Below are 22534 nucleotides of genomic sequence, written 5' to 3'. Positions count from 1 at the left end.
CGCCGCGCTCTGCTGCGCCGCGCTCTGCTGCGCTGCGCTGCGCCGCGCCGCGCCGCGCCGCGCTGCGCCGCAGCAGGGCGCAGCGCGGCACGGGCGGCTCAGCGGGCCAGCGGGCTGACGGGTCGGCCCGGCCCTCGGGCCATAGCTGACCTCCGCGCTCATGCCCGGTGTGTAGGGGGCGCCGCAGCAGTCGGAGGTCAAGCCTGGCGCTGGCGGGGTTGAATCGGCAGGTCGGAGGGCTGGCAGGCCGGGCCACCCGGGCCTCGTTCGATTTCCGTGCCCTGCCCGCTCTGCGGCTAGGGGCGGCACAGCAGTCGGCGGCCGAGCTGGGCGCCGGCGGGATGGAGTCGGCGGGTCGGCTTGCTGGCAGGCGGGTCGGACGGGCACGGTCGGGGAATGGCTCGGCATCGACCGCGCGTGGCGGACCTGCGCGCCGCCCTCCCGCCCGCGCTCGCGGAAACCGTGGACGCATTCGAGGCGTACCTCGAACACGAGCGGAGCCACCCGCCGACAACCCTCCGGGCCTACGTAGCGGACGCCGTCCTCCTGCTCGACCACCTGTCCCGCACCGGCGCCGACCAGCTCGAAGCACTCGACCTCGCGTTACTCCGAAGCTGGCTGGCCCGCCAACGCAGCACCGGCGCCGCGCCCCGCACCCTCGCCCGCCGGGCCGCCGCCGCCCGGGCCCTGACCGCCTGGGCCCAACGCACCGGCCGCCGCACCGACGACCCAGGCCGGAACCTCGCCAGCCCCAAACTCCCGGCCCACCTCCCCAGAGTCCTCGACGAAGCCCAAGCCGCCGCCGTCCTAGACGGCCCACGCCCCACCAGGCGCCTCCCACGAGGTGACACCGCCCCGCCCGGCGAGACCGACCCGCGCGGCGAGGGCGCCTCTGGCAGGACCGGCCAGCGTGACAAGGGTGCCCAGCGCGGTGAGGGCGGCCAGTCCGCCGATCGCGGACAGCGGGGCCCGACCAACCCGCGCGCTGAAACCGGTGCCTCCGCCGAGGACGATCCGCACGCCGAAGCGGCGTCCCTCCGGAACTCGCTCGTGCTGGAGCTGCTCTACGCAACCGGCGTACGGGTCAGCGAACTCTGCGGACTCGACATCGACGACGTCGATCGGGAGCGCCGACTGCTCCGAGTCCTCGGCAAGGGCGCCCGCGAGCGGAGCGTCCCGTACGGAGTGCCGGCCGAGCGCGTGCTAGCTGCCTGGCTCGACCGCGGACGCCCGCTCCTCGCGACCCCCCGCAGCGGCCCCGCGCTGCTGCTCGGCGTCCGCGGCGGGCGCCTCGACCCCCGGACGGCCCGTCAGATCGTCCACGACCGACTGCGCGAGGTTCCGGGCGCGCCCGACCTTGGTCCCCACGGCCTGCGGCACACCGCTGCGACCCATCTGTTGGCTGGTGGCGCCGACCTTCGAACGGTCCAGGAATTGCTAGGCCACGCCACGCTGGCCACCACGCAGATCTACACCCACGTCACCGTCGACCGCCTCCGCCAGGCCTACCGTCAGGCCCACCCCCGAGCCTGAAGACAAGCAGAATCCGCCCACCCTGACTGCGGCGCCCCGCTCTGCCTGCCCCGCCTGCGCCTGCCTGCCCTGCGCCGCTTTGCGGCTTGCGCCTGCGCCGCTCCGCGGGGCTTGCGCCTGCGCCGCTTCGCGCGGCTTGCGTCCGTGCCGCTCCGCGCGGCCTTCGTCCCGCCGCGCGCCGCTCGGCGCGGGCTGTCACCGCTCCGCTTGTGCAGAGCCCCGCCACCCCCGCACCCCGCAACGGCCCTCCCGCCGCAACCGCCGTCGTGCCGCCCTTGTGCGCCGCGGCGCCGGGTGCCTCGTGCCTGCGTCCGACGGCGCGCTTCCGCCTCGGGTGGGCGCGGTCAGGACAACGGACCGGCGCGGTTACCGTCCAAGGGTGGCGGACGACATGGTGCTTCTCAGCGATCCGGTGATCGCAGCGATCTCGACCCACGACAACCGCGAACCCGCCGTCGACGCCTCGGCTGGCACCGGGCTGCGGCTCGATCGGCGCGAAGCCCGGTACAACGCGCTGCTGCACTACGTTCGTCTCGGGCTTCGGGATCGGCTGGTCCTCGCTCAGCGGGCGCTGCCACCGCACACCCATCTGTTGCTCGTCGAGGGGTATCGGCCGCCTGGCGTCCAGCACCAGCAGTACACGGCCTACGCAGACCTGCTCGCCGCCCGTAACCCCGGCTGGGACCCCGACCTCGTCCGGCGGGAGGCGTCCCGGTTCATCTCGCCGCCCGAGGTGGCTCCGCACTGCACGGGCGGCGCGATCGACCTGACGCTCTGCGCCGACGACGGCACCGAACTCGACATGGGCACCGAGGTCAACGCCAGCCCGGTCGCTACCGGCAACCGCTGCTACACGTCCTCGCCCGACATCAGCGCCGAGGCGGCCGCGAATCGGGCCACTCTGAGCACCGCTCTGACCGAAGCCGGGCTGGTCAACTACCCCACCGAGTGGTGGCACTGGTCGTACGGCGACCGGTACTGGGCCTACACCAACTCCACGACCGCGCTGTACGCACCGCTCGCCACCGATCAGGTCGTCACCGGGTAGAGCCTGACCCGTCCCGGGCTCAGCAGGGTCAACGGGTCGAGATAACCACTGGGGCCGATCAGGCCCCAGTGCAGGCACGCCGGGACCGGGCATCCGGGGTGGCCCGGCTCCAGCCGGCCCACCGGTTCCCCGACGGCCACGTGCTGGCCGGCCCGCACCGTCGGGCGCACCGGCCCGTACGTAGTGCGACGGCCGTCCGGGTGGGTCACGCTGACCACTCCTCGGCCGCCGACCGGTCCGGCGAACAGCACGACCCCGCTTCCGGCTGCGACTACGGCCGCGCCCGGCGCGGCCACTAGGTCGACGCCGCGATGGCCCGCTCCGTACGGCAGGTCCGGCGCGTCGAACGGTCGGACGACCCGCAACGGTCCGCCGACCGGCGCCCGCCACCCACCAGACGGCACCGGCCCCGCGCCGACCCCCACCGGCACCCGCCCGGAGGCAACCGCCACCCCCGCCGGCACCCGCCCCGAGGCAACCGCCACCCCCACCGGCCCCGCACTGAACCCCACCAACGCCGGCCACACCAGCACCGCCCAGACGCACAATCCCGCTCGCCGAACGTCCCCAAAAAGCATGAACGCGAGCGTGCCCGCCTACCGCCCGCCGCACCACCGGCCTGTGGACAACTACAACCCCAACCCTCAGCGCGCCCAAGCCTGATCGATCGTCCCCGGCATCCGCCGGGGCGCGGGCTCCACCACCGGCCCACCGTCACGCAAGCCCGACAGCCGCTCGACCGCCTGTTGCAGCACCGAATCCTTCTTGCAGAACGCGAACCGCACCAGCGACGCCCCCGGCACCACGTCGTGCGCCTCCTGGTCGTAGAACACCCCGACCGGCACCGCCACCACGCCCGCGCGCTCGGGGAGCGCCCGGCAGAACGCGACCCCGTCCACGCCGCCGAGCGGCGCCGCGTCCGCGGTCACGAAGTACGTTCCGGACGGGATGTGGACGTCGAAGCCCGCGGCCACCAACCCCTGACACAGCAGGTCACGCTTGGCCCGAAGCTCGGTGGCGAGCCCGCTGAAGTACTCCCGGGGCAGCCCGAGGGCGGCCGCGACCGCGGGTTGGAACGGCGCCGCGTTGGTGAACGTCAGGAACTGCTTGACCCGCGCCACCGACGCGACCAGGTCCGGCGAGGCGCAGACCCAGCCGACCTTCCAGCCGGTCGCGCTGAACGTCTTGCCGGCCGACGAGATCGTGACGGTCCGGTCGCGCATGCCCGGCAGCGTCGCCAGCGGAACGTGTTCCCCGTGAAACACGAGGTGTTCGTAGACCTCGTCGGTCACCGCGATCAGGTCGTGCTGCACGCAGATCCGGGCGATCTCGCTGAGTTCCTGCCGGTCGAACACCGCTCCGGTCGGGTTGTGCGGGGAGTTGATCAGCACGACCCGCGTCCGCGGGGTGATCAGCGCCTCCATCGCCGCGGTGTCGAGCCGGTAGTCCGGCGCCCGCAGCGTCACCGGTCTGCGCACCGCGCCGGCCAGCGCGATCACCGCCGCGTAGGAGTCGTAGTACGGCTCGACGCACAGCACCTCGGAGCCCGGCTCGCACAGCGCCATCAGCGTGGCCGCGATGGCCTCGGTCGCGCCCGCGGTGACCAGCACCTCGGTGTCCGGGTCGTAGTCCAGGCCGTACCAGTCGCCCTGGTGGCGGGCGATCGCGGTCCGCAGGTCCGGGGTGCCGGGGCCGGGCGCGTACTGGTTCTGACCCGACTGGATCGCCTGCACCGCGGTCCGCAGCATCAGGTCGGGGCCGTCGGTGTCGGGGAAACCCTGCCCCAGGTTGATCGCCCCGGTGCGGGTCGCCAGCGCGGTCATCTCGGTGAAGATCGTCGTGGCGAAGCCGCGCATCCTGGTGACGCCACGTCGTGTTTCCGAGGACTGGCCGAACGTATTACTGCCTGGGGTCATGACCCCAGACGATAAGCGCTGTCTTTCCTGTTCAGCACGCGGGCCGGGGTTTTTGGCCCACCATATCTCGACTTAAGGTCCGCATAATCGGCGGATCCTGGTTCGCGTTATAGGGTAAAACGGGTAAACCGCTCTTGTTGCTGAGAGTGACGCACGCGCGTAGCGCCGGGTCGGTCAGTGAACACCGATGGATGAGTCGGTAACGTCTGCTTCCGGCGTTGGCTCCACGGGGCTCCAGGACGCGCCGTTGCGGGAGGAGAGCCGATGGTCGAGGATCCGCCGTCCCCGGGCACGCCCGAGGATGCTCCCCGTCCGGCCCGGGCGCCGCGCAAGCGCACCTCGGCCGCCGCGACCCGCGCCCCCCGCCGGGCGGTCGCCAAGGCTCCCCAATCGGCTGACTCGCCGTCGGCCGGTGCCCCGTCGGCTGACGCGCCGTCGTCCGTTACCCCGAAGGCCAAGCCCCGCAGCACCGGTTCCCGTTCTTCCCTGCGGACGCCTCCCGGCCGCGCGTCCGCGGCCGAGCCCAAGCCCAATTCGGACGTCGCCGAAGCCGGCGTCGAGGCCCAGCCGACCGCGGAGGAAGCTCCGGTGCCGGTGGTCGAGCACCAGGCCGCGCTCGATCTGATCCAGGCCTACCGCTCGCTGGCCGTCCCGAAGCCCCTGGCCGCCCCGCCCGAGCCGCCCCCCGCCACCGAGGCGCCCCGGCCGCCCGCCGCCCGAGCGCGCGAAACGGCCCGAGCCCGCGAAGCCGCCCGAGCGCCCGAACCCGCCCGAGCGCCCGAACCCGCCCGAGCGCCCGAACCCGCCCGAGCGCCCGAAGCGCATCGAGCAACCGGAGCGCCCGCGGCCCCGGCAACCCCAGCGCTCCCGCCAACCTCCCCGCTCCCGCCAACCTCCCCGCTCCCGCCAACCTCCGCGCTCCCGCCGCCGGCCGAGACGGCCTCCCACTGGTCGGACACCGAGTCCGTACTGCAACGGCTCGGCCTGGTCGAGGCGAGCGCGCCACCCCCGGCCGGTCCGCCGGCGGCCGCGCCGACCCCGCCCGCGGCCGCACCGGCCCCGCCCGCGGCCGCGCCGACCCCGCCTCCGGCCGTGCTGGCCCCAGGCGCGCCGCTGCCGGCCGCGCCATCGGTCCCGGCCGGACCGCCGCCGGTCGCGGAACGGCCGGTCGAGCACCCCGGCGTGTTCGCGCTGGACTCCACCACCCAACCCCTCCCCAACCCGATCACGATCGCCGAACCCGTCCCGGCCTTCGACGACCTCGTCGCCCGCACCCGGGCCCGCGCCCGCGCGGCCGAGGAGACCCCCCAGAAGCTGGGCCCGTTCGGCCCCGGCCCGGACGTCACCGAGCCCCCGGTCGAACACCCCCTCGCCCCGCGCCCCGGCGCGCTCACGCTCGAGCCGGACGCCCCGGCCCGGGAAGAAACCCGCAAAGACCGCGCGCTCCCCGTCCGTCGCCTGGTGCAACGTCTGCTCCCCGGACGTCCGCACGATGAGCAGGAAGCCGCACCGGTCGTCGTCGAGGCACCACCGGAGCCGTCCGCGTCGCCGGAGCGACCGGCGTCCCTCGAACGCGCGGTGCCGATGCCGGAGCCGCGGGTGCCGGAGCCGCGGGTCCGGCCGGCCCGGCGGCGGCCGACGCCGAAGCAGTGGCGGAGGGCCGCGCGGATCGTCGGGATCCTGGTCGTGCTGCTCGTCGCGGCGATCCCGTCCGCGGTCCTGAGCTGGCGGGCGGCCTGGGGCGCGGATGCGGATTCCGCAGGTGCGCTCGGCGGCGGGCTCGGGGTCGTCGGCATCGCGCTGCTCGGCGCGGGGGCGATCTCGCGCGTGTGGTCGGGGCCGGGGGACCGGCGGGCCGACTCGCTCCCGCAGCTGCTGGCCCGCCCGGGCGCGCTGGCGATCGTCGTCGGGCTGGCGATCCTGTTCTGCGCCGTGATCGCCGTCAATTGACCTGCAGACGGGCGGGTTCGTCGTTCTGGGCCCGGGCCGCGTAGACTCTTTCCCGGCGACCCGCTCCCGCGGGTCGACTTCGCGTGCCCACCGTGCGTAGCGCTTCGAGCGTCAGCGCGGCGGTCTCCTCGGTCCCCTGCTGGGGGCCATCCGACCGTGGGGCACCAGGGCGACGGGTCCCTCCTGACGGAGAACAGGCCCGGAGCGACAACCGAGGAAACCGCGGCGCGCCGAACCAGCGCGCCGCCCGATGAGGGAAGGACGCGCCACAGTCATGGCGGTCGTCTCCATGCGCCAGCTCCTCGAGAGCGGCGTGCACTTCGGGCACCAGACCCGACGCTGGAACCCGAAGATGAAGCGCTTCATCCTTACCGAGCGCAACGGCATCTACATCATCGACCTGCAGCAGACGCTCACGTACATCGACAACGCGTACGAGTTCGTGAAGCAGACGGTCGCGCACGGCGGCTCGATCCTGTTCGTCGGCACCAAGAAGCAGGCCCAGGAGGCCATTGCCGAGCAGGCCCGCCGGGTCGGTATGCCGTACGTCAACCAGCGCTGGCTGGGTGGCATGCTCACGAACTTCCAGACCGTCTACAAGCGGCTGCAGCGCCTCAAGGAGCTCGAGGTCATCGAGCAGACCGGTGGCGAGAACGTGCTGACGAAGAAGGAAGCACTCGTTCTCAAGCGCGAGAAGGACAAGCTCGAGCGCACGCTCGGCGGTCTGCGCGACATGCAGAAGGTGCCCTCCGCGGTGTGGATCGTCGACACCAAGAAGGAGCACATCGCGGTCGACGAGTCCCGCAAGCTGGGCATCCCGGTCGTCGCGATCCTCGACACGAACTGCGACCCGGACGAGGTCGACTACAAGATCCCGGGCAACGACGACGCGATCCGCAGCGCCGCGCTGCTGACCCGCGTGGTCGCGGACGCGGTCGCCGAGGGCCTCATCGCCCGCGCCGGTGGCAGCAAGGCCGACGCCAAGCCGGACGCTCCGGCCGAGAACGAGCCGCTGCCCGAGTGGGAGCGCGAGCTGCTCGAGTCGAACAGCGCGCCGACGACCGGTGAGGCCCCGGCCGCGCTGGCCGAGGCACCGATCTCCGCCGAGGCCCCCGCGGCCGAGGTCCAGGCCGTCGAGGCCGCCGTCGCCGAGCCGGCCCCGGCCACCACCGAGTCCTGATCCACACCGGTGTGCGGGCGGAGCCGCCCGCACACCGGTACACCTCCGATTTGAGAGAACGGACAATGGCGAACATTTCCGCCGCTGACGTGAAGAAGCTCCGCGACCAGACCGGCGCGGGCATGATGGACGCCAAGAAGGCCCTCACCGAGGCCGACGGCGACTTCGACAAGGCCGTCGAGGTGCTGCGCATCAAGGGCGCCGCGAAGGCCGCCAAGCGTGGCGGCGAGCGTACGGCCGCCAACGGCCTCATCGCGACCGCCGAGGGCGCGATCATCGAGCTCAACTCCGAGACCGACTTCGTGGCCAAGAACGACGAGTTCCAGTCGCTCGCGGCCGACATCGTGGCGCACGCTGCCGCGGCCAAGGTCGGCGACCTCGACGCGCTGCTCGCCGAGAAGCTCAAGGACGGCAAGACCGTCGCCGAGAACATCGAGGCCGCCTCGGTGAAGATCGGCGAGAAGCTCGAGCTGCGCCGCGTCGCGCTGCTCGACGGCCAGGTCGCCACCTACATGCACCGCAAGGACCCGTCGCTGCCGCCGCAGGTCGGCGTGCTCGTCGAGTTCTCCGGCGGCGACGTCGAGGCCGCTCGCGGCGCGGCCATGCAGGTCGCCGCGATGCGTCCGTCGTTCGTCACCCGCGACGAGGTCCCGGCCGAGACGGTCGAGAACGAGCGTCGCATCGCCGAGGCGACCGCCCGCGAAGAGGGCAAGCCGGAGCAGGCGCTGCCGAAGATCGTCGAGGGCCGGGTGAACGGGTTCTTCAAGGAGAACGTGCTGCTCGAGCAGTCCTCGGTGCAGGACAGCAAGAAGACCGTGAAGGCTCAGCTCGACGGAGCAGGCGTTTCGGTGAGCCGGTTCGTCCGGTTCGAGGTCGGACAGGCCTGACCGGCCGGCCCACCGGGCCGGCTCTCGAGTCCAGACGACTCACGAAGCCGCCGGTGGCGATCGCCACCGGCGGCTTTTCTCGCGCTCAGAGGAGACCAGTGATGACTCTCGAGACCCGTCCCGCGCCGGATTCGATACCGGTGGGCCACGACCGACCGTGGTCGCGGGTGATGCTCAAGCTCTCCGGCGAGGTCTTCGGCGGCGGCCAGTTCGGCGTCGACCCGGACGTCGTGCAGGCGATCGCCGTCCAGATCGCGGACGTCGTCCGGCAGGGCCTGCAGGTCGCGGTCGTCGTCGGCGGGGGCAACTACTTCCGCGGCGCCGAGCTGCAGCAGCGCGGGATGGACCGCGCGCGCTCGGACTACATGGGCATGCTCGGCACGGTCATGAACTGCCTCGCGCTCCAGGACTTCCTGGAGAAGCAGGGCATCGACACCCGCGTGCAGACCGCGATCAACATGGCCCAGGTGGCCGAGCCGTACATCCCGCGGCGCGCGATGCGGCACCTGGAGAAGGGCCGGGTCGTGATCTTCGGCGCCGGGGCCGGCATGCCGTACTTCACGACCGACACGGTCGCCGCCCAGCGCGCGCTGGAGATCGGCGCCGACGTGCTGCTGAAGGCCACCCAGGTCGACGGCGTGTACGACGACGACCCGAAGAAGAACCCGGCCGCCGTGCGGTTCGACCGGATCAGCTACAACGAGGTCCTCACCCGGGGCCTCGGGGTCGCCGACGCCGCCGCGATCAGCCTCTGCATGGAGAACGATCTGCCGCTGGTCGTTTTCGACCTGCTCGTCCCGGGGAACATCGCGCGAGCGGTCCGCGGAGACCGGATCGGAACATTGGTGACCACGGAGCTGGTCACCACCGCCTCCACCGACTGAAATAATCTGAACCGCCGGCAACAGACCGAGCCCAGGAGGCGACACCAGTGATCGACGAAACTCTCTTCGAAGCCGAAGAGAAGATGGAGAAAGCCGTCGAGGTCGCCAAGGAGGACTTCGGGTCGGTGCGCACCGGCCGGGCGGCTCCGGCGATGTTCGGCAAGATCTTCGTCGACTACTACGGCGCGATGACGCCGCTGCCGCAGCTGGCCTCCATCACGATCCCGGAGGCCCGGATGGCGGTGATCAAGCCCTACGACGGTTCTCAGCTGGGCGCGCTGGAGCGGGCGATCCGTGACTCCGACCTCGGCGTCAACCCGAGCAACGACGGCTCGATCATCCGGGTGATCTTCCCCCAGCTGACCGAGGAGCGGCGTCGTGACCTGGTGAAGGTCGCCCGCTCCAAGGGCGAGGACGCCAAGGTGTCGATCCGCAACATCCGCCGCCGGGCCAAGGAAGCGCTCGACAAGATCGGCAAGGACGGCGAGGCCGGCGAAGACGAGGTGCGCCGGGCCGAGAAGGAGCTCGAAGACTCCACCGGGCGCTACGTCCACCAGATCGACGAGCTGATGAAGCACAAGGAAGCCGAGCTCCTCGAGGTCTGAGGCGTTCGGTTCCGGAAAGACAGGAGTGTGGTGGACGCGGCACCCGTGGTGACGCCTCCGGCGTCCAGCCGGGCCGGGCGGAACCTTCCCGCCGCGATCGGCGTCGGCGTCGGGCTCGCCGCGCTCGTCCTGGTGACGCTGTTCACGTCGACGGTCGCGTTCGCGGTGGTGATCGCGGCGGCCGTCGGCGTCGGCACCTGGGAGCTGGTGCGGGCGATCCGGCCGGTCGAGGCCCGTCCGCCGATGGTGCCGCTGATCGTCGGCGGGGTCGCGACCACTGCGATGACGTACGTCGGCGGCACCGAGTCCCTGCTGCTCGGCCTGCTGCTGACCGTCGTCGCGGTGGTGATCTGGCGGATCCCCGACGGGCCGGTCGGCTTCCAGCGTGACGTCACGGCCGCGGTGCTGGTCGCCGCGTACGTGCCGTTCCTGGCCGGGTTCGCGGTGCTGCTCGACATCGAGTCCGACGGCGTCGTCCGGATCCTCGCGTTCATCGCCACGGTCGTCTGCAGCGACGTCGGAGGGTACGTGGCCGGCGTCCTGGCCGGACGGCACCCGATGGCCCCCACGGTCAGCCCCAAGAAGTCCTGGGAGGGCATGGCCGGGTCGCTGATCGCCTGCGCGATCGGCGGGGCGCTCTTCCTCGAACTGGGCTTCGACAACGGAGCCTGGTGGGAGGGCGTGATCTACGGTCTGGCGATCGCGGTCGCGGCGACGCTGGGTGATCTCACCGAATCGATGATCAAACGTGACCTCGGGGTCAAGGACATGAGCACGCTCCTGCCCGGTCACGGCGGCCTGATGGACCGGCTCGATTCGCTGTTGTTCGCCGCCCCGGTCGCCTATCTGCTGCTGACGGCGTTCGCCCCGGCGGGTTGAACCCACCTGCCGAATGGGTGACCGCACCCTGCGAAATCTTGCGAACTCGTAGCCCAGGGTATTTCTTCGGCTACGGAAAGAGACGAAAAGCGTCTGTGGCGCGCTTTCGTGGCCGACGCCTCTGCCCGAGACCGGTCGCGCGCCCCGTGCGGCGTGTGACAATGAGCAAGCGATGACGACGACACTCCCTCTGGTGCTTGACGCGCCCCGCCGGACCGCTCCGCCCCGCCACTTGGCGGATCTCGACCCGGCGGAGCGTCGCGCGGCCGTGTCCGACCTGGGCCGTCCGGCGTATCGAGCGAAGCAACTCTCCGTGCACTACTTCGGACGGCTGACGACCGATCCGGCCGGGATGACCGATCTCCCGGCCGCCGATCGCGGGCCGCTCGCCGAGGCGTTGCTGCCCGACCTGCTGACGCCGGTCCGCTCGGTCGCGTGCGACGACGGGTCCACCCGCAAATGGCTCTGGCGCACGTTCGACGGCTCTCTGGTCGAGAGCGTGCTGATGCGCTACCCCGACCGGGCGACGGTCTGCATCTCCAGCCAGGCCGGCTGCGGCATGGCCTGTCCGTTCTGTGCCACCGGCCAGGGCGGCCTCAAGCGGAACCTCTCGACCGGCGAGATCGTCGAGCAGGTGATGGTGGCAGCGCGAGAAATGGCGACGACGGGCGAGCGCCTGTCCAACGTGGTGTTCATGGGCATGGGCGAGCCGCTGGCGAATTACAAGCGGGTGCTCGCCGCCTTCCACCGCATCACCGATGCTGCGCCCGACGGACTAGGGCTCTCCCAGCGGTCGGTGACCATATCCACCGTTGGGCTCGTCCCTGCCATCAGGCGGTTGACAGCCGAGGGCATTAACGCCACTCTCGCGGTGTCCCTGCACGCCCCTGACGACGAACTACGAGACACGCTGGTGCCGGTGAACTCCCGATGGAAGGTCGCTGAGGTGCTCGGGGCAGCCTGGGAGTACGCCGAGCGAACCGGGCGTCGCGTTTCGATCGAGTACGCCATGATCAAGAACGTGAACGACCAGCCGTGGCGAGCCGACCTGCTGGGCCGGTTGCTGGCCGGGCGTCTTGCGCACGTGAACCTGATACCGCTCAACCCGACGCCGGGCAGTGACTGGGACGCCAGCCCGAAGTCGGTCGAGCGGGAATTCGTGAACCGGTTGCGGGCCGCTGGCGTCCCGACCACGGTCCGGGACACACGCGGTCGAGAGATCGACGGCGCTTGCGGCCAGCTCGCGGCAGCGGAGGTATGAGGACGATGGCTCAGGGCGACAGGTTTCGCCGGAAGGCACTGAAGCGGGGCTACAAGGTCGACGAGGTCGACGAGTTCCTCGACCGGGCCGAGGCGACGCTGGCGCGGCGACCCATTGGCGACCCGCTGACCGCGGCCGACATCCGGGACGTCGTGTTCCGCACCCGGTTCGGCGGCTACGACGAGTGGCAGGTCGACCTCCACCTCGACCGGCTCGAGAAGGAGCTGGACGAGTTGGCGTCGGGCCTCCCGCCGCGCGGCTCGAACGGCTTCCGGGCGCTCGAGGCCGGTCCGTCGGCGTATCGCGACGAGCGCGAGGAAGTGCCGGCCTACGGTGCGGCCGCGCCCCAGGAGGCCACGTACGGCGGCGGCTTCCGCGGCGAGCCCGCCGGCGCCTCCTACGGGCGTCCGGGCTTCCAGGAGCCGGAGTACCGCGAGGAGCCGTCCTACGGCGGCTACCGCGACGAACCCGCGTACGGCGGCTACCGCGAGGAGCCGTCCTACGGTGGCGGCGGCTACCGCGGTGAGCCCGGCTACGGCCGCGAGCCGATGCGCGAGGCGGCCACGATCCACCAGGCCGGTCCGCCGATGCGCGAGCCCGACGGCTACCGGGGCGTGCCGGTGAGCGGCGGCGGCTGGAACGAGCAGGGCGCCCCCTACCGCGACGACCGGTACCGCGACGACGCCCCGTTCCCGGAGCAGGCCCCGTACCGCGACGACCGCTACCGCGAGGAGCCCTCGTACGGCGGTGCCGGTGGCGGCTACCGCGGTGGCGACCGGTACGACAACGCGCCGCCTTACGTCGAGCAGCCGTCCTACCACGAGGGTTCGCCCTACGCCGAGCAGTACGGCAACGAGCGCTACCAGGAGGGCCCGTCGTACGGCGACCGGTCGCCGTACGCCGACCAGACCGCCTACGCCGAGGTGCCGCCCTACGGATCGGCCGGCGGCTACCGCGAGGGCCCCTCGTACGCCGAGGGTGCGCCCTACCGCGAGGGTCCGTCCTACGCCGAGGGTCAGCCGTACTCGGGCGCCGGCTACGGCGGGCGTCCGCGCAACACCGGCGGGTACCCCGAGCCGTACCAGGAGGCCCCGTCCTACGGTGGTTACCGCGAGGAGCCGTCGTACGGCGGCGGGTACCGCAACGGCGGTGGCCGCTACCCGGAGCCCGACGGCACCGGCCCGCAGCCGGTCGTGTCCGGCGTGCCGGTCTCGGGTTCGGTGCCGCCCCCGCGCGGTGGCCGCCAGTACGGAGAGGCGTCGCCGTTCGCCGGCCGCGAGCTCCCGGCCGGCCGCAGCGCGGTCGAGCCGGAGTACGCCGGCCGGTACGGCAAGGAGATGACGATGGAGATGGGGGCCGTCCCCGGCCTCGTCTCGCCGTTCACCAACGAAGACAAGGCCGTGGTGGCCGAGCTGCGCTCGAGCTTCCGCCCGCGCCGCTTCGGGTCGGGCTACGACCCGGGCCAGGTCGAGCGTCTGTTCGACGCCATCCAGGCGATGATGGAGGGCCGCAGCGGCGGCCAGGTCTCCGACTCCGACCTCATGCCGGGCCAGTTCGGCCTCGTGCAGGGCGGCTACTTCGAAGACGACGTCGACGAGGCGCTGCGCCAGGTCCGCGGCCTGTACAGCCGCCGCGTCGGCTGATTTCGGCACGAGAAAGGGCCCCGGGATTTTCCCGGGGCCCTTCGTGGTGCCGTCTAGCGCTTGACGCCGTAGCGGCGCTGGACCGCGTCCCAGGCGAGCAGGACCAGGATGATGACCGCGCCGCCGATCAGGAACAGGTCTTCGACGTGCCCCTGGTGGTTGCCGACGACCATGATCAGCAGCGCGACGGCCGATACGACGGCCAGCCCGCGCCACAGCTTCGGGTGGCCCTCCCTGAGCTGGTCAGGCGCGATTACCGGCTCTTCCTCAGCCACGGTTCCCTCCTCGGTACGTGATCGCCCGCATCATCCCACGCGGTGGTGACGCCCCGCCCACGGGGCGCCGACACGCCGTAGAACAGGCCTTTTTCTACGCCTGCCTGGCGGGCCCCGGTCTCTTCCGCGACTGGCGCGCGTCGGCCGCCGCCGTGCCGTCCCGCCCCGCCGTAGCCGCTTGCCCGCCCACCCTCGGGTTTCTGGGGGTATGCCAGTGCACGAGCTGCGGGATTACCGGGTGCTTCTCGGACTGGACGTCGGGAAGGACGGGCATCATGCGACCGCGTTGAACCCGGGCGGGAAACGGCTGCATGACGCGCCGCTGCCCAACGATCAGACCCGGCTGGTCGAGCTGTTCGAGCGCCTGAGCCGCCACGGCCGCGTCCTGGTGATCGCCGATCAACCGGCGTCGACCGGTGCGCGGTCGGTCGCGGTCGCCCGCGCCCAGGGCATGACGTGGCCTTTTTGCCCGGTCTGGCGATGCGCCGGATCGCCAGCGGCCCCCACCATGCCCCACACGCTGCGACGCGTCGACGTCGGCGACGAAGCTCTGGCAGAACTGGAGGTGCTGGTCTTCCTCGCCGCGTTCGCCAGCCTCGCCGACACCGCGTCCCGGGCCTACTACGACCGCAAACGCGCCGAAGGCAAGCGCCGCAACGCCGCCCTCATCTGCCTAGCCCGACGCCGCTGCGACGTCGCCACGCCATACTCCGCAACCGCGCCACCTACCAACCCGATCCGCAGCAGCTGCTTGACCAAATCCATAGGGCCCCCCGTTTGCCGAGTTGTGCACGTCAAACGAGTGCCGGTGACGTGCTTTTGCCGCCAAAAGCCCCTGGCGCCGCTGACAGCCGCACCGGCTCGCCGGTAGCGACGCGCCCAAGACCAGCGGGCGCCTTTGCGCGATGGGGGCAGCTCTGCTCGCGACAGATGGCCGCATTGCTCGTCAGTTCTGACTGTGAGGCGCCCGGCCGCTCCCGACCGCTCGTGAGCAGTGACCGCGTATGGCGTCGACCTCGGGGCGAGCCCCAGTGCCCGTGCCCTGCCGCTGGTCATGGCGAAGCCAGGTGGGAGCATCGGGGCCGGGCGGGCGCATCGAGGCGGGCAATGGCCTGGCTGATCGTGCCCAGCCGGCCTGAAGGCGCCCGGTTGGCCTCCGCGGTAGCGAGTGGTCGCAACGCGGCTCAGGTTGACGATGCGAATATGTCTTGTTGCCCGGAACCGGTCCGGTGGTCTCTGCGGGGGTGGGCGGCTCTGCGAGATGCCGGCATGTCGCTCAGCAGCGGCGGCAGCGGTGGACGTCCGCTGTGTTGAATTGCGGTCGGCGCCCGTGGACAGCGAGACCGTGTCGACGGGTCGCCGCGCGCGCGGTCGGCCCAGGATCCCCTCTTGGGCCGACTGGCTCGGCGGCGCGCCGGTGCACGAATGTGGACGTGCATTCGAGCTGTGAGTGCCGGAGGCCTCGTGGGCGCGCTCACGCGGCCGGTGGGCGCATCGAGGCGAGCGATGGCCTACGGGAAACGCGACCCCGCGGGGCGTTGCACACCCCCAGAAACCGGAGGGTGGGTGGGCAACCGGCTACGGCGGGGCGGGACGACCCGAGAGACGCGACGAAGGCCGGTCGCGGGAGCGACCGGCCTTCGCCAGGCAGGCGTCGAAAAAAGGGACCTAGATCTTGGTCCAGGCTTCAGTGAGGACGCTGCGGAGGATCTGTTCGATCTCGTCGAAGTGGGCCTGGTCCGCGATCAACGGCGGGGAGAGCTGAATGACCGGGTCACCGCGGTCGTCGGCCCGGCAGTACAGGCCGGCCTCGAACAACGCCTTGGAGAGGAAGCCTCGGAGCAGCCGCTCGCTCTCGTCGGCGTCGAACGTCTCCTTGGTCGTCTTGTCCTTGACCATCTCGATGCCGTAGAAGTACCCGTTGCCGCGGACGTCGCCGACGATCGGCAGGTCGTAGAGCTTCTCCAGCGTGGCCCGGAACGCGTCCTCGTTGGCGAGCACGTGGTCGTTGAGGCCCTCGCGCTCGAAGAGGTCGAGGTTGGCCAGCGCGACCCGCGCGGACACCGGGTGACCGCCGAACGTGTAGCCGTGCGGGAAGTACTGGCTGCCCTGGAGGAACGGCTCCATGATGCGGTCGGAGAAGATCGCCGCGCCGATCGGGGAGTAGCCCGAGGTCATGCCCTTGGCGCAGGTGATGATGTCGGGGACGTAGTCGAACTTGTCGCAGGCGAACATCGTGCCGAGCCGGCCGAACGCGCAGATCACCTCGTCGGACACGAGCAGGACGTCGTGGCGGTCGCAGATCTCGCGCAGGCGCTGGAAGTAGCCGGGCGGCGGCGGGAAGCAACCGCCGGAGTTCTGCACGGGCTCGACGAACACGGCGGCGACCGTGTCGGGCCCCTCGAACAGGATGGCCTGCTCGATCTGGTCGGCGGCCCAGCGGCCGAACGCCTCGAGGTCGTCGCCGTGCTCGGGAGCGCGGTAGAAGTTGGTGTTCGGCGCCCGGAAAGCGCCCGGCACCAGCGGCTCGAAGTACTTCTTGGCGTCCGGGATGCCGGTGATCGACAGCGCACCGTGGGGCGTGCCGTGGTAGGCGATCGAGCGACTGATCACCTTGTGCTTCATCGGCTTGCCGGTGAGCTTGAAGTACTGCTTGGCGGCCTTCCAGGCGGTCTCCACCGCCTCGCCGCCGCCGGTCGTGAAGAAGATCCGGTTCAGGTCACCGGGCGCGTAGTGCGCCAGACGCTCGGCCAGCTCGATCGCGGCCGGGTGGGCGTGCGCCCAGAGCGGGAAGAAGGCCAGCTCCTGGGCCTGCTTGTAGGCGGCCTCGGCGAGTTCGACGCGGCCGTGCCCGGCCTGGACGACGAACAGCCCGGCCAGGCCGTCGAGGTACTTGCGGCCGTTGGTGTCGTAGATGTACATGCCGTCGCCGCGCGCGATGGTCGGAACCGGCTCGGTCTCGAACGTCGACATGCGGGTGAAGTGCATCCACAGGTGGTCGTACGCGGATCGGGAGAGCTGGTCGTCCTCGCCTGCCCCGGCGGTCTCGATCGGGGTGGTGGTCATCTGGTCCCCCAGGAATAGGTCTGCTTCACCAGGCGCAGGTACATGAAGATCTCGGTGCTCCGCACACCCGGGACCTGCCGGATCAGCTCGTTGACGACGCGCAGCAAGTGGTCGTCGTCTTCGGCTACCACCTCGAGCAGCACGTCGTACGAGCCCGCCGTCAACACGACGTAGTCGATCTCGTCCAACTTGCCGAGCCGCTCGGCCACCTCCCGGAGGTCACCCTCCGCCCGGACCCCGACCATCGCCTGACGTCGGAAGCCGAGCATCAACGGATCCGTCACCGCCACGATCTGCATGACGCCGGCCTCGAGAAGCCGCTGGATCCGTTGCCGTACCGCCGCCTCGGAGAGGCCAACGTCCTTCGCGATGGCCGCGTAGGACCGGCGACCGTCCCTCTGGAGCTGCTCGATGATCCGTTTCGCGATGTCGTCGAGGACGACCGGCGGGCCAGCGGAGCGACCTGAGGAGGTGGGCTGCACCCGCCCATGGTTGCGGAGACCCACTGGTTCTGGCAAGTGATTCCGTTGCATAAGCTCCTCGATCTTGCGGATTCCGTTTCAGATGCACTGAGATGGGGGGTGCTCCGCGCATCCGGCGGTCAGTGCACGAGACTGGTCCGGCTCTGTGCAGGTCAGGCGAGGTTACGGAGAGACGATGACACTGCAGAACTTCGTCGGAGGCGTTTCGGCCGACGCTGCTGACGGGCGGACGACGGACGTCGTGGATCCGAGTACGGGAGAGGTGTACACCAGCGCGCCGCTCTCCGGCGCCGGGGATGTGGACAAGGCGGTGAAGACCGCGCGGGCCGCGTTCGAGTCCTGGCGCGACTCGACGCCGTCGGAGCGGCAGAAGGCGCTGCTCAAGATCGCCGACGCGATCGAGTCGCGCGCCGACGAGATCGTGAAGGTGGAGTCCGAGAACACCGGCAAGCCGATCCAGCTGACGCACGAGGAAGAGATTCCTCCGATGGTCGACCAGATCCGGTTCTTCGCCGGCGCGGCCCGGGTGCTCGAGGGCAAGTCGGCCGGCGAGTACATGGCCGGGCACACGTCGTTCATCCGGCGTGAGCCGGTCGGGGTCTGCGGGCAGGTCGCGCCGTGGAACTACCCGATGATGATGGCGGTCTGGAAGTTCGCCCCGGCGATCGCGGCCGGCAACACCGTCGTGCTCAAGCCGTCCGACACGACGCCGGCGAGCACGCTCCTGCTGGCCGAGATCGCGGCCGAGTTCCTGCCCGAGGGCGTCTTCAACGTGATCACCGGTGACCGCGACACCGGCCGGGCGCTGGTCGAGCACCCGGACGTCGACATGGTGTCGATCACGGGAAGCGTTCGCGCGGGCATGGAGGTCGCCGGATCGGCCGCGCACGACCTGAAGCGGGTCCACCTGGAGCTGGGTGGCAAGGCCCCGGTCATCGTGTTCGACGACGCCGACCTCGAGGCCGCGGCCGAGGCGATCGCGGTCGCCGGGTACTTCAACGCCGGTCAGGACTGCACCGCGGCGACCCGGGTGCTGGTGGCTCCGCATCTGCACGGCGACTTCGTGGCCGCGCTGGCCGAGCAGGCCCGGGGCACGCGTACCGGGGCTCCGTCGGACGAGGACGTGCTGTACGGGCCGGTGAACTCGGCCGCGCAGCTCGAGAAGGTGACCGGGTTCATCGACCGGCTGCCCGACCACGCGTCGGTCGACGCGGGCGGCGCCCGGGTGGGGGAGAAGGGCTTCTTCTACGCGCCGACCGTGGTCTCGGGGCTGACCCAGGACGACGAGATCGTGCAGAACGAGGTGTTCGGCCCGGTCATCACCGTGCAGAAGTTCACCGACGAGGCCGAGGCGCTGCGCTGGGCCAACGGCGTGAAGTACGGCCTGGCCTCGAGCGTGTGGACGAAGGACCACGGCCGGGCGATGCGGATGGCCCGGGCGCTGGACTTCGGGTGCGTGTGGATCAACACGCACATCCCACTCGTGGCCGAGATGCCGCACGGTGGCTTCAAGCACAGCGGCTACGGCAAGGACCTGAGCATGTACGGCCTCGAGGACTACACCCGCATCAAGCACGTCATGAGCAACATCGAGGCTTAACCGCCGAGCAGTCGTTGCATGGCGCTGGCGCGACGGGCGCGGTGGCCGGTGCGGGCTTCGATCTTGTCCGCACTGGTCATGGCCCAGAGGCCGCCGCTCATGCCGAGCCAGCGGAACGGCTCCGGCTCCCAGAGCGGTGAGCGGTGGCCCACCCAGGGCAGCTTCGTCAGCTCGGTGTCCCGCTTCAGCACCAGGTCGGCCAGCGTGCGGCCGGCGAGGTTCGTCGTCGACACCCCGTCGCCGACGTACCCGCCGGCCCAGCCGAGGCCGGTGCTCTCGTCGAGGCCGACCGAGGCGTGCCAGTCGCGGGGCACCCCGAGCGGGCCGCCCCACGTGTGGGTGACCGCGGCGCCGGTCGCGCCCGGGAACATGCTCAGCAGCGTCCGGTGCAGCGCGGCGAACACGCTCTGGTCGCGCTCGGCCTCCGGCCGCAGCTTCGACCCGAACGGGTACGGCGCGCCCCGGCCGCCGAGCGCGATCCGGTCGTCGGCGGTGCGCTGGGCGTAGATGATCAGGTGTCGTCCGTCGGTGAGCGTCTCCCGGGCCCGCCAGCCGACGCTGTCGAAGAACCAGGCCGGCAACGGCTCGGTGGCGATCATCAGCGAGTACAGCGGCGCGACGGTCCGCCGGTACCCGGGCAGCGATGACGTGTACCCCTCGGTCGCCCGGATCACGACCCCGGCGGTGACGGTCCCGTGTTCGGTGACGGCCCGGCCCTGCTCCAGCTTCAGGACCCGCGTCCCCTCGAACAGCCGGACCCCCCGCGCCTCGATTTTCGACGCCAACCCGCGCGCGAGTTTGGCCGGGTGGATCGCCGCGCAGTGCGGGGTGTACAGCGCCCCGCGCACCCCGGTCGCGACCCCGACGCGGGTCCGGGCCTCCTCGGCCGACAGCCAGCGGTAGTCGTCCTCGCCGAAGCCCCACTCGCGTTCCTCGGCCAGCTCGGCGCGCAGCCGCTCCTCCTGGGCCGCTCCGGCGGCGAGCGTCAGCGTGCCGCCCTTGGCCCAGTCGATGTCGAGGCCCTCGGTGTGCGCGACCCGCCCCACCTCGTCGACCGTGGCGAACAGCGCGCGCCGGAGCGCGACGGCCGCGTCCCGGCCGTGCTCCCTGGCGATCCGCGCGGTGGACGCCGGGAACAGCGCCGAGCACCAGCCGCCGTTGCGGCCCGAGGCGCCGAACCCCGCGAACTCGGCCTCCAGCACCGCGATCCGTAACTCCGGGTCGGCCTCGGCCAGGTAGTAGGCCGTCCACAGCCCGGTGAACCCGGCGCCGACGATCACCACGTCGACGTCCAGATCGCCGGTCAGACCGGCGCGCCGATCGGTCGGTGCAGGCGCCAGACCGTCGAGCCAGAGGCTGAGAACTGAGTCGGCCATGCAGTCACTCCTAGAAACACAGGCACTACGAGTTGTTCAGACGGACGCGCATTCTGTTGCGTCATCAATGGGCGAAATGCCACCGATGAGGGCCATAGGTAACGGCGTCCCGTGATTGGAGTTACCAGAACGTTTCCTATCCTCCACAACGGATTCATCATCCGAGACCGGATTGTTTCACGGATTCCTTGCCCGGAAGCACGTCAGCCTGCCATTCTCGGCTCATCCGGCCGGATCCTGGGCCCGGATCGGTCGTCCCCCAGCCGGATACCGTTCCCGCACCGAAACCGGCATGACGTAATCTCGCGGCGCGAGAAGGGGACGGGCAACGGGTGCACCAATACATCGCCGGGCAACGGGCACGCGGTACCAGCGGAACGCCGTACGACGTCATCGATCCCTCCACCGGGGAGACGCTCGAGTCGGTCGAGCTCGCCGGCCCCGCTGACGTCGACAGAGCGGTGGCCGCGGCTACCGCCGCGTTCGACGAGTGGTCCCGCGCCACGCCCGCCGAGCGGTCCGGTGTGCTCACCAAGCTCGCCTCCCTGCTGGAGGCCGACGCCGAGGCGATCGCGGAGACCGAGAGCCGCCAGGCCGGCAAGCCGATCCGCCTGTCCACCGAGTTCGACGTCCCGGGGACGATCGACAACACCGCGTTCTTCGCCGGAGCGGCCCGGGAGCTGGCCGGCAAGGCGGCGGCGGAGTACTCGGCCGACCACACGTCGATGGTGCGGCGCGAGCCGATCGGCGTCGTCGGGTCGGTGGCGCCCTGGAACTACCCGCTCCAGATGGCGGCCTGGAAGATCCTCCCGGCGATCGCGGCCGGCAACACGATCGTCCTCAAGCCGGCCGAGAACACCCCGTTGACGTCGCTGCGCCTGGCCGAGCTGGCCACCGAGGCCGGAGCGCCGGCCGGCGTCGTCAACGTCGTCACGGGCAGTGGACCGGTCGCGGGAGAGGCGCTGATCTCGCACCCGGACGTCAGCATGGTGTCGTTCACCGGATCGTCGCCGGTCGGCCGTCGGGTGATGGAGCTGGCCAGCGGCGGACCGAAACGGATCCACCTGGAGCTGGGCGGGAAGGCGCCGTTCGTCGTCCTCGACGACGCCGACCTGGAGGCGGCCGCGCACGGCGCGGTCGCCGGAGCGCTGATCAACACCGGTCAGGACTGCACCGCGGCCACCCGCGCGTACGTGCACCGGTCCCGCTTCGCCGAGTTCGTCGACCGGGTCGCGGAGCTGATGGCCGACGTCCGCCTGGGCGCGCCGCTCGACCCGGCGACGGATCAGGGACCGCTGATCCACCGGCCTGCGCAGGAGCGCGTCGCCGGCTTCGTCGACCGGGCGCGCGGGTATGGAGCGCGGGTCGTGGTCGGGGGTGAGATCCCGAAGACCGACGAACTAATCAGGGGTTCGTACTATGCGCCGACGCTGATAGTCGATGTTGCACAGGACGCAGAGATCGTCCAGAAGGAGGTCTTCGGACCCGTCCTGGTGGCGCTACCGTTCGGCGGTGGGAACGCCCGCCGTGGGAGCGAAGACCCGGATCTGGACGAAGCGATCGCCTTGGCCAACGACACACCGTTCGGCCTGGCCGCTTCGGTCTGGACCCGTGACGTCCATCGCGCGATGCACGCGACCAGGAGAATCCGGTCCGGCTGCGTGTGGGTCAACGACCACATCCCGATCATCAGCGAGATGCCGCACGGCGGCGTCAAGGCGTCGGGCTTCGGCAAGGACATGTCGAGCTACTCCTTCGAGGAGTACACGGCGGTGAAGCACGTGATGCTCGACCTGACCGCGACCGCCGCGAAGCCGTGGCACCGGACGATCTTCGCGGGCGCCTAATTTCCCGACCCGCTGGCACCATCCGCATCGTGGCGGCAGAGTAACCCCGACACACTCGAATAATCACGGTCCGCAATTGCGGCCCATACTCAGTTCTGAAGG

Annotated in this window: 18 protein-coding genes and 2 pseudogenes; 14 read left to right on the top strand and 6 right to left on the bottom strand. The window is 71.2% G+C overall.

The genetic code is table 11. The annotated features are described in order from the left end of the window. The first annotated feature begins 396 nt into the window (after positions 1-396). Entirely contained in the window at positions 397-1533 is a 1137-nt protein-coding gene (locus FL583_RS42550) for a tyrosine-type recombinase/integrase (RefSeq protein WP_142707902.1), read from the top strand. A gap of 379 nt (positions 1534-1912) precedes the next feature. Next, on the top strand, positions 1913-2581 hold the full coding sequence (locus FL583_RS28395; protein WP_205752531.1) for a M15 family metallopeptidase: 669 nt from the start codon (positions 1913-1915) through the stop codon (positions 2579-2581). Here FL583_RS28395 and FL583_RS28390 read toward each other — a convergent pair. Both FL583_RS28390 and FL583_RS28385 read right to left on the bottom strand, forming a co-directional pair. After that, positions 2563-3159, bottom strand: coding sequence for a peptidoglycan DD-metalloendopeptidase family protein (locus FL583_RS28390; protein WP_142707901.1), 597 nt, complete (start codon positions 3157-3159; stop codon positions 2563-2565). The two genes, FL583_RS28395 and FL583_RS28390, sit on opposite strands and share 19 nt — an antisense overlap. Before the next feature lie 66 nt (positions 3160-3225). Then, the gene (locus FL583_RS28385; RefSeq protein WP_142707900.1) at positions 3226-4497 is read right to left on the bottom strand and encodes a pyridoxal phosphate-dependent aminotransferase; all 1272 of its coding nucleotides are present in this window, start codon (positions 4495-4497) and stop codon (positions 3226-3228) included. 264 nt (positions 4498-4761) lie between these two features. Here FL583_RS28385 and FL583_RS28380 point away from each other — a divergent pair, with 264 nt between their 5' ends. From FL583_RS28380 to FL583_RS28345, 8 genes are all read left to right on the top strand, one after another. Then, positions 4762-6447: a hypothetical protein gene (locus FL583_RS28380; protein WP_142707899.1), complete on the top strand. Its 1686-nt coding sequence runs from the start codon at positions 4762-4764 to the stop codon at positions 6445-6447. A 274-nt stretch (positions 6448-6721) separates the two neighbouring features. Next, on the top strand, positions 6722-7627 hold the full coding sequence (gene rpsB, locus FL583_RS28375) for a 30S ribosomal protein S2 (RefSeq protein ID WP_142707898.1): 906 nt from the start codon (positions 6722-6724) through the stop codon (positions 7625-7627). 65 nt (positions 7628-7692) lie between these two features. Further along, on the top strand, positions 7693-8514 hold the full coding sequence (tsf, locus tag FL583_RS28370) for a translation elongation factor Ts (RefSeq protein WP_142707897.1): 822 nt from the start codon (positions 7693-7695) through the stop codon (positions 8512-8514). Between the two features lie 101 nt (positions 8515-8615). Then, entirely contained in the window at positions 8616-9398 is a 783-nt protein-coding gene (gene pyrH / locus FL583_RS28365; protein WP_142707896.1) for a UMP kinase, read from the top strand. A gap of 47 nt (positions 9399-9445) precedes the next feature. Further along, on the top strand, positions 9446-10003 hold the full coding sequence (gene frr / locus FL583_RS28360) for a ribosome recycling factor (protein WP_142707895.1): 558 nt from the start codon (positions 9446-9448) through the stop codon (positions 10001-10003). 30 nt (positions 10004-10033) lie between these two features. Beyond that, complete coding sequence (locus tag FL583_RS28355; protein WP_205752530.1) at positions 10034-10882, top strand: phosphatidate cytidylyltransferase; 849 nt, start codon at positions 10034-10036, stop codon at positions 10880-10882. A 172-nt stretch (positions 10883-11054) separates the two neighbouring features. Then, positions 11055-12143, top strand: coding sequence for a dual-specificity RNA methyltransferase RlmN (rlmN, locus tag FL583_RS28350; protein ID WP_142707894.1), 1089 nt, complete (start codon positions 11055-11057; stop codon positions 12141-12143). A 5-nt stretch (positions 12144-12148) separates the two neighbouring features. After that, positions 12149-13786, top strand: a complete 1638-nt coding sequence (locus FL583_RS28345) for a DivIVA domain-containing protein (RefSeq protein ID WP_142707893.1) — start codon at positions 12149-12151, stop codon at positions 13784-13786. Positions 13787-13839: 53 nt separating this feature from the next. Here the strand turns inward: FL583_RS28345 and FL583_RS28340 are convergent, their stop codons facing one another. Then, complete coding sequence (locus FL583_RS28340) at positions 13840-14061, bottom strand: DUF2631 domain-containing protein (protein ID WP_142707892.1); 222 nt, start codon at positions 14059-14061, stop codon at positions 13840-13842. A gap of 208 nt (positions 14062-14269) precedes the next feature. Between FL583_RS28340 and FL583_RS28335 the strand changes: the two are divergent. Then, positions 14270-14635 (top strand): annotated as a pseudogene (locus tag FL583_RS28335) (IS110 family transposase); the annotation flags it as partial. Next, positions 14618-14853 (top strand): annotated as a pseudogene (locus tag FL583_RS43125) (hypothetical protein); the annotation flags it as partial. The pseudogenes FL583_RS28335 and FL583_RS43125, both read left to right, overlap by 18 nt. Positions 14854-15729: 876 nt before the next feature. Here the strand turns inward: FL583_RS43125 and FL583_RS28330 are convergent. Together FL583_RS28330 and FL583_RS28325 are read right to left on the bottom strand one after the other, a co-directional pair. Next, positions 15730-17127 (bottom strand): aspartate aminotransferase family protein, encoded by a 1398-nt coding sequence (locus FL583_RS28330; protein ID WP_142707891.1) that lies wholly within the window; start codon positions 17125-17127, stop codon positions 15730-15732. Next, a complete protein-coding gene (locus FL583_RS28325) occupies positions 17124-17660 on the bottom strand; it encodes an Lrp/AsnC family transcriptional regulator (protein ID WP_142707890.1) in 537 nt (178 codons plus the stop codon). Before FL583_RS28325 ends, FL583_RS28330 begins: the two co-directional genes overlap by 4 nt. Before the next feature lie 124 nt (positions 17661-17784). Between FL583_RS28325 and FL583_RS28320 the strand changes: the two genes are divergently transcribed. Then, a complete protein-coding gene (locus tag FL583_RS28320; protein ID WP_142707889.1) occupies positions 17785-19209 on the top strand; it encodes a gamma-aminobutyraldehyde dehydrogenase in 1425 nt (474 codons plus the stop codon). Here the strand turns inward: FL583_RS28320 and FL583_RS28315 are convergent. Then, positions 19206-20585 carry an NAD(P)/FAD-dependent oxidoreductase gene (locus tag FL583_RS28315; protein WP_142707888.1) on the bottom strand — a complete coding sequence of 460 codons (1380 nt, stop codon included), beginning with the start codon at positions 20583-20585 and terminating at the stop codon, positions 19206-19208. The genes FL583_RS28320 and FL583_RS28315 overlap by 4 nt on opposite strands. A gap of 332 nt (positions 20586-20917) precedes the next feature. On the opposite strand from FL583_RS28315, the gene FL583_RS28310 reads away from it, so the two are divergent. Further along, a complete protein-coding gene (locus FL583_RS28310) occupies positions 20918-22432 on the top strand; it encodes a gamma-aminobutyraldehyde dehydrogenase (RefSeq protein WP_142707887.1) in 1515 nt (504 codons plus the stop codon). Positions 22433-22534 lie beyond the last annotated feature (102 nt).

Origin of the sequence: Cryptosporangium phraense, from assembly GCF_006912135.1 — a bacterium.
Lineage (GTDB): Bacteria > Actinomycetota > Actinomycetes > Mycobacteriales > Cryptosporangiaceae > Cryptosporangium > Cryptosporangium phraense.
The sequence above is the reverse complement of the archived record's forward strand: the minus strand, read 5'-3'. Positions and strand labels throughout refer to the sequence as shown.

Coding starts and splice junctions, on each gene's coding strand:
- FL583_RS42550 (WP_142707902.1), top strand. CDS start 397: ATGGCTCGGCATCGACCGCGCGTGGCGGACCTGCGCGCCGCCCTCCCG.
- FL583_RS28390 (WP_142707901.1), bottom strand. CDS start 3,159: ATGCTTTTTGGGGACGTTCGGCGAGCGGGATTGTGCGTCTGGGCGGTG.
- FL583_RS28385 (WP_142707900.1), bottom strand. CDS start 4,497: ATGACCCCAGGCAGTAATACGTTCGGCCAGTCCTCGGAAACACGACGT.
- FL583_RS28380 (WP_142707899.1), top strand. CDS start 4,762: ATGGTCGAGGATCCGCCGTCCCCGGGCACGCCCGAGGATGCTCCCCGT.
- rpsB (WP_142707898.1), top strand. CDS start 6,722: ATGGCGGTCGTCTCCATGCGCCAGCTCCTCGAGAGCGGCGTGCACTTC.
- tsf (WP_142707897.1), top strand. CDS start 7,693: ATGGCGAACATTTCCGCCGCTGACGTGAAGAAGCTCCGCGACCAGACC.
- pyrH (WP_142707896.1), top strand. CDS start 8,616: ATGACTCTCGAGACCCGTCCCGCGCCGGATTCGATACCGGTGGGCCAC.
- rlmN (WP_142707894.1), top strand. CDS start 11,055: ATGACGACGACACTCCCTCTGGTGCTTGACGCGCCCCGCCGGACCGCT.
- FL583_RS28345 (WP_142707893.1), top strand. CDS start 12,149: ATGGCTCAGGGCGACAGGTTTCGCCGGAAGGCACTGAAGCGGGGCTAC.
- FL583_RS28330 (WP_142707891.1), bottom strand. CDS start 17,127: ATGACCACCACCCCGATCGAGACCGCCGGGGCAGGCGAGGACGACCAG.
- FL583_RS28325 (WP_142707890.1), bottom strand. CDS start 17,660: ATGCAACGGAATCACTTGCCAGAACCAGTGGGTCTCCGCAACCATGGG.
- FL583_RS28320 (WP_142707889.1), top strand. CDS start 17,785: ATGACACTGCAGAACTTCGTCGGAGGCGTTTCGGCCGACGCTGCTGAC.
- FL583_RS28315 (WP_142707888.1), bottom strand. CDS start 20,585: ATGGCCGACTCAGTTCTCAGCCTCTGGCTCGACGGTCTGGCGCCTGCA.